This window comes from Pseudoalteromonas ostreae, from assembly GCF_018069805.1.
In the GTDB taxonomy this organism is placed as follows: Bacteria; Pseudomonadota; Gammaproteobacteria; order Enterobacterales; family Alteromonadaceae; genus Pseudoalteromonas; species Pseudoalteromonas ostreae.
Genome location: NZ_JAGPYN010000006.1, coordinates 1 through 12,851, shown reverse-complemented (window position 1 = coordinate 12,851; position 12,851 = coordinate 1). Strand labels below are relative to the sequence as shown.

General features: G+C 39.9%; 8 protein-coding genes and 1 other RNA gene. 5 read left to right on the top strand and 4 right to left on the bottom strand.

Translation table 11 applies throughout. The features are described 5' to 3' along the window. Positions 1–66: 66 nt before the first annotated feature. Positions 67–1,224 carry a chorismate mutase gene (locus J7338_RS06260; protein ID WP_210796243.1) on the bottom strand — a complete coding sequence of 386 codons (1,158 nt, stop codon included), beginning with the start codon at positions 1,222–1,224 and terminating at the stop codon, positions 67–69. A 372-nt stretch (positions 1,225–1,596) separates the two neighbouring features. On the opposite strand from J7338_RS06260, the gene J7338_RS06255 reads away from it, so the two are divergent. Continuing rightward, positions 1,597–4,605 (top strand): bifunctional diguanylate cyclase/phosphodiesterase, encoded by a 3,009-nt coding sequence (locus J7338_RS06255; protein ID WP_210796242.1) that lies wholly within the window; start codon positions 1,597–1,599, stop codon positions 4,603–4,605. 70 nt (positions 4,606–4,675) lie between these two features. Here J7338_RS06255 and J7338_RS06250 read toward each other — a convergent pair whose 3' ends face one another. Further along, positions 4,676–5,878 (bottom strand): aromatic amino acid transport family protein, encoded by a 1,203-nt coding sequence (locus J7338_RS06250; RefSeq protein WP_210796241.1) that lies wholly within the window; start codon positions 5,876–5,878, stop codon positions 4,676–4,678. 387 nt (positions 5,879–6,265) lie between these two features. Here J7338_RS06250 and J7338_RS06245 point away from each other — a divergent pair, with 387 nt between their 5' ends. Then, a complete protein-coding gene (locus J7338_RS06245; protein WP_145237168.1) occupies positions 6,266–7,168 on the top strand; it encodes a DMT family transporter in 903 nt (300 codons plus the stop codon). Between the two features lie 40 nt (positions 7,169–7,208). On the opposite strand, the gene J7338_RS06240 is transcribed toward J7338_RS06245, so the two are convergent. Continuing rightward, positions 7,209–8,087: a flagellar protein MotY gene (locus J7338_RS06240; protein WP_210796240.1), complete on the bottom strand. Its 879-nt coding sequence runs from the start codon at positions 8,085–8,087 to the stop codon at positions 7,209–7,211. 218 nt (positions 8,088–8,305) lie between these two features. Between J7338_RS06240 and rnt the strand changes: the two genes are divergently transcribed. Then, positions 8,306–9,001, top strand: a complete 696-nt coding sequence (rnt, locus tag J7338_RS06235) for a ribonuclease T (RefSeq protein WP_210796239.1) — start codon at positions 8,306–8,308, stop codon at positions 8,999–9,001. Here rnt and J7338_RS06230 read toward each other — a convergent pair. After that, positions 8,985–10,610 (bottom strand): DUF342 domain-containing protein, encoded by a 1,626-nt coding sequence (locus J7338_RS06230; RefSeq protein ID WP_210796238.1) that lies wholly within the window; start codon positions 10,608–10,610, stop codon positions 8,985–8,987. The genes rnt and J7338_RS06230 overlap by 17 nt on opposite strands. 284 nt (positions 10,611–10,894) lie before the next feature. Between J7338_RS06230 and ssrA the strand changes: the two genes are divergently transcribed. After that, positions 10,895–11,251: a transfer-messenger RNA gene (gene ssrA, locus J7338_RS06225) on the top strand. Positions 11,252–12,095: 844 nt separating this feature from the next. Beyond that, a partial coding sequence (locus J7338_RS06220; protein ID WP_138621807.1) for a hypothetical protein occupies positions 12,096–12,851 on the top strand: 756 nt, incomplete at its 3' end.

Sequence of the window (12,851 nt, the reverse complement as noted above, 5' to 3'; positions counted from 1 at the left end):
CGCAGTGTGAAAAACAGATAATAAAAAAGGGCTAATTTTAGCCCTTTTTTATATTTTCCTTAGCGGTTAACTTTCTATACTAACAGCTTGCAGCGATTCACTTTGGTAACAGCCCAGTACGCGTACATATTGGGTGTGCTCTTTTAGCTCTTCTAAGGCTTGCTTAACATGGTTATCAGCAAGGTTTGCTTCTAAATCAACATAGAATACTTCTTCCCACGGGTTACCCGGCACAGGGCGTGATTCTAGTTTTACTAAGTTGATATTATGGTGTTTAAAAATCATCAGTGCATCAGCAAGCGAACCAGCTTGTTGCTTGGTGGCCATAATTAAACTGGTTTTAGTTGGGATCTGTTTTGATACATAAAGAGGTTTACGGGCAACTACAATAAAGCGGCTGTGATTTTCACGTTGATTGGCAAGCCCTGATTTAATAACTTCTAAACCCACATTTTTACCCGCTTGGGCTGAACCAATTGCTGCGCTATTAGGGGTATCTAATGCTAATTGCAGAGCGCTTGAGGTTGAATCGCAGGTTTCATGTTGAATATCGCCTAAGCCTTGTAAAAAGCGACTACATTGAGCGAATGGTTGCGGGTGAGCAAAAATCTTATTGAGTTGACTAAGCTCAATACCCGGTGTGACGAGTAAACAATGTTCAACACTGTGGGTTACTTCACCAACGATAGATACTTGTGCGTGTTGCAATAAATCAAACACCTCGTTAATACTGCCAGAGCTGGTGTTTTCAATGGGTAATAAGCCAAAATCAGCTTGACCATTTTCAACTTTACCAGTGATTTGCTCAAAGCTAGAGCAGCCCATTTCAACAAGTTTACCAGGGCGACGACTAAAGTATTTATGACAAGCAAGCTGACTGTAAGAACCTTGACCACCTAGATAAGCCACGCGATGCGTTTCACTCATAGCATCAGGGTTTAAGTTTTTTTGTAACATGGCTTGTTGGTTAAGGACTGAATCTTCTAAAATTGTTTGAAAAACATTATTCACATAATAGGCATCGAGGCCGAGTGACTTACCGTAGCCGATGAGTTTTTCTAACAAGGCAAGTTCACGGGCCTCATCACGTATCGGTTTATTATTAGCAATCTTATATTCTACAACGCCGTGGCTAATACGGCGACGTTTTGCTAATAGCACTAATAGATCAGAATCAATTTCATTGATATCATGTCTGAGTGAATTTAGTACATCATTTGTCATTTTTGGGTTCCTCATTCCAAAAATTACCTATACGGTGCATGCTTAGGTAATAAAAACAAAAAAGCCTCCCAGTTGGGAGGCTTTGCTATTCGGTTGATTTAATCTCGCAAACAGATAAGCCTCTTCTATCTAAAGAAGCTAAAAAACGAAAAATGCAATTGCGATAATATTATATTCATGAGCTTAATGTATGGAGAGTGGGCTATAAAGTCAACACTCTAGCGGGTTTTATCGCCGCTAAAAGGTAGTTTATTTTTGATATTGGGTTATTTCAGCGATTTTAACGAAAAATTTATAAATCTAAATAGGGATCTGGTATATTTATTTAGGTGAATTTAAATAAAAAATAATTATTAAAAATAAGGTTGTCCTGTGGTGTATAGACGCCCACCATCACGCTTTGGTGTAAATTCGTTGAGTATGAAACTTTCGTTACTAATTTCGGCAATTTGTTTAATTGCTGGGATCTGTGCGGCAGTATTGATGCTAAAATCAGAAGAAAAACAATTGGTATTTGAAGAACATGAAGTTCTCAAGCATTCCAGTGAACGTCTTATCCGTCAGTTTAATGCTCTGGTGAAAACCAAAATTAATATTGCGGAGCAAGCGAATAACGTAGTCTCTAGCCAATTATTTCATAATTCCTCGCAATTGCTCAGTAGCCAAAGTGCCCAGCTCAGCTTTGATCCCGATGGCAGTATTCGCAGTGCTTCTGATGATGGTCTATCTGCGGCTTTTATGCCACAAGATAAGTATTCGCCTTTTTATAAAAAGCTCATTAATGATTCCGAATCATTATGGAAAATTGTAGCGCCTACCTTGATCCAAGATTTCTTTAACTTTTATTTAATCACTACAGATAATTTTATCCGCATTGCACCACCTAATTGGGCCTTGAATGTTGCAGGCTCTCATCAGTTTATTGATAATCAAAGTTTCAATTATGCAAAAGAAGCACTTAATCCAACCAGAGAGGCTGTGTGGTCTAAAGTTTATTATGATAAAATTTGGCACAAATGGGTAGTGAGTGTGCTGGTGCCAGTTTATCTTGAAAATGAATTTTTAGGTGTTACTGGCAGCGATTTAGCACTCGATACGCTTATTTCACAACTACCTATCGGTGATAAGGAACAGCATTTATTTGTTTTTGATAGCCAAGGGCAATTACTTGCTCATCCAGATCTAAATAAATACCTTTACGAAACCTATGGTAAAGCAGGCAAACCATTACGCACTGATGATTTTGTCAATGGTGATTTACAAAAGCTGCTTAATCAAGCTATCAAAATGCATTTACCAGAATACGCAGATTCTTTTGTACAAGATGGTGAAACGCACATCATTAATATTCGCAAAGTTGAACATTTAGACTGGTATATAGGCATTTACAAAAAACGTTCATCAGCACTTTCAGCACTTGAAGAGCTTAAAGTGAAGTTTTTTGGGTTGTTTATTTTATATGCCATTTTAGTGGCGCTGTTATTACATCAAGCCTTGTATCAACTGGTATTGCGGCGTATTCATTCTTTAGTGTATGCGGTAACCAGCTTTGGCAAGGGGCACTTACAAATTGAATTTCCAAAAGAAAATAAAGATGAAATCGGTACATTAAATGGTTCTTTTCGTGATATGGCGATTGAAATTCGTAAGCTTATCGATGGTCTGCATCAGCGTATTACAGAAAAAGAGATTGCCGAAAAAGCCGCTAATCGATTATCAAAAGCGGTTGCTTTCTCAGGCACAGGCGTGGTGATCACCGATCAAAACTTTGTCATTGAATACGTGAATCCCAAAATGCTTGAAATGACTGGCTTTGATGAGACTCATTTTATGCAATCACCGCTATTAAGCATTATCGCCAAAGAAATGGCTATTTTGGTTGATGACATTGATATTGATTTACGCAGCCGAAATTATTGGCGTGGCGATACCTTACTCCAAGGTTTAGATAAAAAGCCAATCTGGGTGTCGCTCAGCATTTCACCTATTCGTGAAGAAGGTGGTTGTATCACCAGTTATGTTGCTTCTGCTCAAGATATTTCGTTTGTAAAAGAAAGCCAACGAAAGATGGAGCAATTAGCTTATTTCGACACCTTAACAGGGCTTGCTAATCGTACTTTCTTCAGAATGCAATTACGTAAATCCATGGCGCTTGCGGAGCGCGGCCATTATGCGTTTGCCTTGTTCTATTTTGATTTGGACGAGTTTAAGCGTATTAACGATACGCTTGGTCATGATGCAGGTGATCAGCTGCTTGTTGAAGTCGCTAACCGATTGAAAAAACGACTTCGCGCAGAAGACACAATTGCCCGTTTAGGCGGTGATGAATTTGCTGTGCTATTAAGCGGAATTGAACGCCAAGAGCATGCGATGGATGTAGCGAATACCATTCAACAAACCCTGAATGTGCCAATAATGCTTGGTAATAACGAGGTCATTATTAGTGCTAGTATTGGTATTACTATGGCCCCATATGATAGCAAAGAAGAAGATCAGCTACTAAAACATGCTGATTTAGCGATGTATGAAGCAAAAGCAAAAGGACGTAATACCTACCACTTTTATAGCCAAGAGCTGAACGCCGCTGCGAATGAGCGGCTGTTTATTGAAAATGAGCTACGTTTGGCCATTAAAGCGCAGCAGTTTGCTCTTTACTACCAACCGCAAGTAGATAGTCGCACCAGACATGTGGTGGGTTACGAAGCCTTGATCCGCTGGTTCCACCCAACAGAGGGAATGATCCCTCCGAGCAAGTTTATTCCAATTGCTGAAGCGACCGGTCTCATTGTTGAGTTAGGAGTTTGGGTATTACAAGAGGCCTGCGAGTTTGCCGCTCGATTAGCGGCGCAGGGGCGAGAGAATAATATTTCTATTAATCTTTCAGCACGACAGTTCAAAGATGCTAAGTTAGTACCTCTACTAGCATCGATCATAAAAAAAACCAGAGTACCAGCTAAATGCCTGCACCTTGAATTGACAGAAAGCATGTTAATGGGGAATGTAGAGGCGGCGATTGCACAGTTGCATCAGCTCAAAGCGCTTGGGGTGTCAATTTCTATTGATGACTTTGGTACAGGTTATTCATCATTGAGTTACTTAAAGCGTTTCCCTGTTGATATTTTAAAAGTTGATCGCTCGTTTGTGAAAGACATACCTGATGACCCAAATGACATGGAGATCACTGCGGCAATTATAGCGATGGCACAAAAGTTAAAATTAAATGTTGTCGCAGAAGGTGTTGAGACTATAGAGCAAGTGGAGTTTTTACAAAATAATAACTGCTTTATCGTGCAAGGCTATTATTATAGTGCGCCGATTGCAGAGAGCGAATTATCAAGCTTGTTTGAAAAACTTAATGAACGGGCTGAATCCTACCCATAATGCTGTTTTAGTTTGTATTGATAACAATAGAAAAGGCACCCTTAGGTGCCTTTCTTGTATTAAAGTGAGATTAACCAATTGCAGGGATCAAACCAGTCATTTGTAGCCCCTGAGCAGCGATAATAAGCATGCCACAAAGTGTGGCTAGCGCTAAGCCAATGTTACCAGAGCGCACAGTGTAGCCATTATGATCGTTGCTGCTACGCTGCTTATAAACCATCGCAACAGGTAAAAATACAGCCAGTACCACTAAAGCGATAGCCGCATAGCCTAAAGCCATAATAAAGCCTTGTGGGTAAAATAATGCAAAGCCTAATGGTGGAATAAAAGTGATGAGTGCAGTTTTGATCCTATCTTTATTACCATCACCTTTTTTAAAGGTATCGGCAAAGAAATCAAACAACCCTAGGCTCACTCCTAAAAATGAGGTTGCGAGCGCTAAATCTGCAAATAGGTTAACCGCACTAGCGACTGCTGAGTTGTTAGCAATACTGGCAATGCTTGCTACAAAACCAGGTAAGCCAGTGCTTTTAAGTAGCTCTACTTGGCTCATCATACCTTGACTTATTAATTGCCAAAAAATATAAATGACTAAGGGCAGAGCGGCACCGGTGATCATTACACGGCGTAAGGTTTTAATATCAAGGCCCACATATTTAACAATAGACGGAATAGAACCATGAAAACCAAACGAGGTAAATACCACCGGAATGGCTGATAAAATAAGGCCTTGTTCAATGGGCATTTCGAGTAAATGTTGGCCATGAACATACGGGGTTAACATATAAAATAAACTCGCTAATACCACAACCTTGACGCCAAATAGTACTCGGTTTAGCTTATCGACTTTACTGGTGCCTAAAGTAACAACAGTACCTATTACGACAGCTAAAATGATTGAGCCGACTTGTGGAGCGATATCGAGACTAAAACCATTGTTTATTTTTTCTTGTAGCTGTGCACCTCCGCCTGCAATATAGGCTGCACACAGCGCATAGAATAAAAACATCACCGAAAAATTAGCGACGTATTGTCCACGTTTACCGAACCATGATTTTGCTAACGTATTGAGCGTGGCATCACGATCGGCATGTTGATGAAGTTCAAGCATTAATAACGCGGTATAAGTCATTAACGCCCATGTTGAAATAATTAACGCTAATGCGGTTGTAAAGCCAAGCCCCGCAGAAGCGATTGGTAGCGCCAACATTCCTGCGCCGATAGTGGTACCAGCAACAATTAACATGCTGCCTATTGTTTTATTTTTAAGCATTTTTTGCCCCTGAAACATCGTGAGAGGCAGGCAAGATATAACTAGTTGGCACAAACTTAAATAGTTTTGTTACAAATCAAAGAAATTAAATGTAACTTATGATTTACAAGCCATCATTGTGAAGTCAGTTTTTGGTATAAAAACCACTCTAGCAGTTGACTTATTAACCAGTTCTGCTATTTCTATAAATTCACTTTATTATTAAGAATACTATTTATATGCAACAAGTTAACCGAGCTCTAACCATGCGCCCATGGCTGAATCTATCAGTTGTGCGCCCATTGCTGCGCTGCGGTTAAGTTGTTTTTTACTAACCGCGATTTCAAAGCGGTTAGTGCTGTATCTCCTTCCTCTTTGTTATCGCCACTTTGCTAAAAGGATCCGCTTGTGAGCGTTAAAGCATCATATTTTTTAATGGTCTTAATTTGGTCAACAACGCCTTTGGGAATTGTTTGGAGCAGTGAGTCTGTTACACCAACGCTCGCGGTATTGTTACGGATGTCGATAGGATTAGTGCTGGCTGCATTAGTTGTGGCGATTGCTAATATTCGTGTCCCTTGGCACCGTCGTGCGTGTTTTTTGTATGGTTATTCGAGTATCGGCATATATGGTGGCATGCTGTTGAGTTATATGGCAGCTAAAACAGTTCCATCAGGGCTGATATCATTAATGTTTGGTCTGGCACCAATTTTATCTGGTTTATTAGCACAGCGATTACTCAACGAGCCAAAATTCAGCGTTGTTAAACTAATTGCGTTAGCATTTGCGCTATTGGGGTTATTTTTGGTAAGTGAAAAACACATGCAAGGCTCATTGATGCAAATGCAGGGTTTAGCTTACGTATTTATGGCTGTGTGCTTTTTTAGTTTAAGTGGGGTGATGATCAAGCGAATAAAAATTGCTATTCATCCAATGGCGACCACATTTGGTGCATTAGTATTTGTTACACCCTTATTTTTTATTACTTGGTGGTTGTTCGATGGTGAGCTCAATACGAGTACGTGGACAGTAAAATCACTGTGGTCAATTGTGTATTTGGGCGTGTTTGGCTCATTGGTTGGTTCGCTTGCTTATTTTCATGTGTTACAAAAATTACCAGCTAGTACCGTGGCGCTAACCACCTTGATCACACCAAGCTTTGCGATTGGCTTAGGGGGCTGGTTAAATAATGAAGCAATTGATCAACAATTACTTATTGGCGCTGCCATTATATTACTGAGCTTAGCGGTGTTTCAGTTTGGTGATGGTTGGTTGAAAAAAAGAGCCACGTTTAAAAAGCTTAACCCTTAACAACAGTCGTCATATAGCTAAAAGGCATTACTTCTTTTAGCTACATTTTCTCAATTTGTATCACTAAGCGGCGGTTTTTATCGCGGCCCAAAATATTATCGTTAGTCGCTACGTGACGTTTTTCACCAAAGCCTTGCGTTTCAACTTTAGTTTCATCAACTCCTAGACTCACCATATATTCTTTGATCGCTTGGGCTCGTTTTTTAGACAGCTCTAGATTGTTCCAACGACCACCGTAACTATCTGTGTATGAGTCAATCGAAATAGCCGCAATCGTTGTGTCGTATTTTAAATACTCAGCAATTTTATCTAAGCGTTGCTGCGATGATTTAGTAAGCTTACTGGTATTTGGTTGATAATTCATAACCGTGAAGGAAATATCTTCAAAACTGTATGGCAGTAATTCATCGCGACATTGTAAAAATGCCCAATAGGCTTGTTTAAAATTAATATTCGATAAGCCAACGGCAATTTTATCGGCACTATTTTGCCAGTCTTGATAATAAAAAGTGGGTTGGTAACCTTTTTCAAGCTCGGTCAACATTTCCCATGCCGTTTTGTTACCCAGTTCGCCGTCAAATTTTCGTAGTAATTTCATATCAGCAATATCACGTGCGGGTAAACCAGCTCGCCAGATCGGCGGGACTGCTTTTAAACCCGCAATACTGTAATTATCAGGGCGGACAACCATATCTAAGTTAAATAGCAGATCTTTATTTTTGCTCGCTGTAGCGCTGAAAATAGCTTCACCATAATATGGAACTTCATGATTTAATTGGCATTGTAAGCGAGTTGTTGTTACAACTTGCCATTGTGAGTTATCTGCTGTGGCTGTGTACTGGCGTATTGCAGCGCTGGCCGTATCTGAAAGGCATGCAGTTGCAATGCTTAGACTGATAAACAGCATTGAAAGCTTCATTACGGGATCTCCAACAATATATTACGCCAATATCTTGGCTAAAGCTGCGTTTACAGAGGCTAACATCCATCAAGGTGTCGTTAGCTAGCTCTAAGTTCTAGTTAAGTAAAGCAAGTTATGTGCCTAAATGTAAGTGTTAATTTAATCTGTAAAGCGCTAGCCTAGCCACCATGATTTTTGACATAATAGCCAGCTTACTCTGGCAAACCAAGAATACTATGGCAAATACTGAACAAACTCTTTTCGCAAAACGCTTTCGTGGCTTTTTCCCGGTGGTTATTGATGTTGAAACTGCAGGCTTTAATAAAGTAACCGATGCACTGTTAGAAATTGCGGTGTCAGTATTAAAAATGGATGAAGAAGGCTTACTCAGTATTGATCATACTGTGCATTTTCATGTTGAGCCATTTGAAGGCGCAAACATTGAACAAGCAGCCATTGATTTTAATGGTATCGACCCTTTCTCACCATTACGTGGCGCAGTATCTGAAGAGGAAGCGATCAAAGAGATTTGTAAAGTGGTACGCAAAGCGCAAAAAGCAGCGGGGTGTCAGCGTTCTGTGGTTGTTGCTCATAATGCCGCGTTTGATCACGGTTTTTTAAATGCAGCTATCGAACGTAATAATATCAAGCGCACACCATTTCATCCTTTTGTAAGCTTTGATACGACCTCTTTGGCGGGCTTAGCGCTTGGCCAAACGGTACTGGCAAAAGCATGCCGTGCAGCGGGAATTGAATTTGACAACAAACAAGCGCATTCAGCATTGTATGATACCGAACGCACCGCAGAGCTATATTGCTTAATAGTTAATCGCTGGCAGCAACTAGGTGGCTGGCCGCTGGCCGAAGAAGTGCCTGAAGACATAGAGCCATGTGCCCAAAGCGAAGACTCAGCCGCTAAAACGACTGAGTAATTTTACCTTCGCTCATTTTCACTGAGTGGGGCGGATAAATACGCGAAAAATGTTTTGAATCTTTTGCGATTTTAAGCTCCACACCAGGATGCATTAACTCATTAATTTTTAAGCGACTTGTTGCTAAAAGTTGCGCGATCCTTTGCTTAACTAAATACTTTTTACGTTTAGTGTTTGCGATACGTATATCGATTTGTTGCTCACTTGCCCCAATCTTATCTAAAAATAATTGTCGTTTTGCTGATGCTGGAATTTTAACTGCTTTTTTACGTGCTTGCTTTAATGCTGCGGATTTAGTGGCTAACAGTTTTTCAAAATCGGCAATTTGCAATTGTTTTTGTCTCAAGTCATGCCAATACTGCGCGATGAAAACTCGGGTTTTTGTGCCCGATGGGGCACCTAGCTCTCCGGTTTCAATTCGCATGGCATCTAAAATATTGCCGCCAATAATTTTACCGCGTGGATCATTAGCTTTGCCAACTCGAATTAACCGACGAGCACTCAAGTCACAATGTAATGCTTGGCGTTCAATACATAAGTCTTGCTCACTTTGGATATGGCAATATTGGGCATAGCCAATTGAAATAGTCCGAGCGGCTTTAATTTTGCAAGTAAACGCTTCGTCATTTTCACGCTTTCGACCAATTGCACCGAGCATAATTGTAACCGCACTGGCACTTTCGATCTGGCCTGATTCAACAAATCCTAATACTGTGATATCACCACTGGCACGCACGTGCATACCATCTTTTATATCGCCACTGATAATTACGCTGCCGTCAAAATCAACATGACCGGTGCCAATATCAACATTATCAAAACACAACACGTCATCAACGCGCATGCCACGAGGGAGGGCGACAGGCACACCTTTACAATCTGCAATCAGTACATTGGGATTAGTTGGATCGAGTTTAGTGCCTTCAAATGGTTGTAATGGTAGATCCTTACCTGGTATGGCGGGCAGTACATCACCAAATACCGTATAACCATCTTCCCCAGGAGTAGCAGCAACACGCTGCATTAGAGGAGTGCCCGGTTTTACAGTGATGATCGCGCCTAAATTGCGCATATCGACCTTCCCACCTTCTTTTGCTTGTGGGCTCAATACACGATCTTGTGCTGTAGCGCACAAACGTACAAATTTAGCGTCGCTGCCTTCTTTTGGTCTACGACCATGGGCAACAATGGCTTTATAAGAGCCGCCAGCAGGCTGCGCAAATTGTTGGCCTAAAAAATTATCCAATGCACGGGAACTAACTCCTTGCAAAACACCGGCATCAACCAATGCTGCACGGGCTTTTTCAATAGACATCAGCGCTCCACCTTTAGCTGTGGTAAGGCTGGCTTCTGCAACCATGTTTTTTTCATCAACGTGAATTAACATCGATGCATCAAGAGCACGCGCAATGATCAAAGAGTCAGCTTGATAGTCTTTAGTTGGCGAGAAGAGTTTACCAATATTAGCACTTATTATCTCAAATTCAGCAAATTGGGACTGCTCAATCAACTCAATGAGTTGCGAGCTTGTCACTGGAAAACCACTATTTTTAGGGTGATCAAGCAGTGACACAAAACCCGTAGTAGAGTCATGTGTAAACAACGACATTTATAGATTTCCTATGTAATATGCCTGTTCTTATTATTTTTATTGGTTGTTGTTTAGCTAATACTAAATTCGGTATTTTCAAAACAGCAGCTATTTGAACACAACTTTCAGCATATGTTAAGTAAATGTTCCTGTTTGTATCCTCCAGGCTTGTGAATTAACATTTGCTTGGTCAATAATTGCGCGGTTAAATAACGAATAAAAATAAACTGGCAAAGACCCTTGAGTATCAGCGTGTTACTCAGTTATACTGCTTGCACGCTCTGAATGAGTTTACTAATTCAGGGGCTGATTAGGATTCGACGGAATTCAAGAAGCCCAAGGTGCATGTCGAGGTGCGGTTTGCCTCGTAAAAAAGCCGCAATTTAAAGTAATCGCAAACGACGATAACTACTCTCTAGCAGCTTAGGCTAGCTAGCGCTCCTTCCATGTATTCTTGTGGACTGGATTTTGGAGTGTCACCCTAACACCTGATCGCGACGGAAACCCTGGCCGGGGTTGAAGCGCTAAAACTAAGCGGCCTCGCCTTTATTTACCGTGTTTGTCCGGGACTTAAAGGTTAATTAAATGACAATACTAAACATGTAGTACCGACGGTCGAGGCTTTTCGGACGGGGGTTCAAATCCCCCCAGCTCCACCACTTTAAAACCGCTGAAAGCTAGTAAATACGTAGCTTTCAGCGGTTTTTTCACATCTACAACCCCCTATAACACTCTACAAAATACACAAGCTCTACACACCAGTAAATACGGGCTGTTTGGCTTAATTGTATATTTTATGTTTTCAGTGCTTTTTCACAAAAATACACAAAATATACACACAGTTTTTGTGTGATAAACCATTAAATAATTTTATATAACAGCCTTTTATTAGGAGTAGGTAGCACCACTTTAGATAGAATTTCGTACGAGCTAATAAATGGAGGTTTATTGATTGCCACCTCGTCATTAATTTTGATAAGGGTGAGTTTTTGAAAATACTTAAAGTAATTAGGCTAAGAATTTAAAACTCTAATTAATAAAGTAGTTAATTTCAAAACCCAAAATTTATCGCTTATAAAGCTTCTTATAATTAAACATTATTAAGATTTGTACAGGAAAGCCATCTCAGCTCACAATTGTTAAGAAGAGAGCAGTTTGAAAAACCTTTACCATGCTTTGAGTGAGATTTTAGCTGCAGCTTAGTAGCTCTTGATGCCACTAAAGCGAACTTCTGCTTGGAGCGAGAAGCGGTCATTGAGATTGGCTAAATATCGTAGTTAATTGATTTGTTAAACTGCTCTTTGCGCATATATTCATGAAAATGAGCGCCGCGCGCATATTGGTTAATTTAACTTTACCTAAAATAGTTAGAAAACTTAGTGATTGTAATACCTTAGGTAATTTGTTAAAACTATATAATGTAGAAAAATGAGCGTAGCGTCGGTAGAAATATGCGCGATGAGCGCACTATTAAATTGTTAGCACTATCAAAATGGAGTTTCGGTGTTTAATCAAATAGAAGTAAAAGAATTCCTGATTAAAATTGGCAAAAGATGGCTGTTTCCTGATCTATCAAACAAAATAACTTGGTTTGTTATTTCAGTTGGTGGAACCATCTTATTAACACCTGTTGTATTGAAACAATTATTTTATAATTGGCTCGTTGATACTATTAACTTAAATTCAGGTCAATATTTCACGTTAGCAGAGCTTCAATCGGATTCACCTGATTACATTATAGGAACAAGCCTTATGGTTTTGGGCTTGGTGCATAATATTGTGAATCGTTACTTTTTATACAAAACGGCTGTTACAGAGCAAAAAGAATTAGAAGCCTTAAATGAAGTGGATAGGGATTTGTTCAAAGAATTTCTATCAGTTTTCCCATCAGACTCCTTATCAATTGAATTGCTTAGAGATCATGATTTTGGTAATTCTTACCACGAAAACGGTACGACTCAATTAGATATATTTGTGAACACATGGAATACCGCAGAAAAAGAGTTCTTAGATGCCGCACTAGAAACTCCAAAAAAAGAGCTTTGGTCTAAATGTCGTAAGTTTGTTTATGAGCTAGCATGTGGTTCTCATTTTATTGGCTCAGGTCCAATATTGACATGTATTCCAAATGCATACCGTGGAACTGATGACTGGCCTCAACATGTTGATGATAAGCTTAAAATGTTAAATGATTTAGCTACTGAATGTTATGAATTACATAGAGACTTTGTGCTTCTATCTCGGCGTAAATTGAAGTGC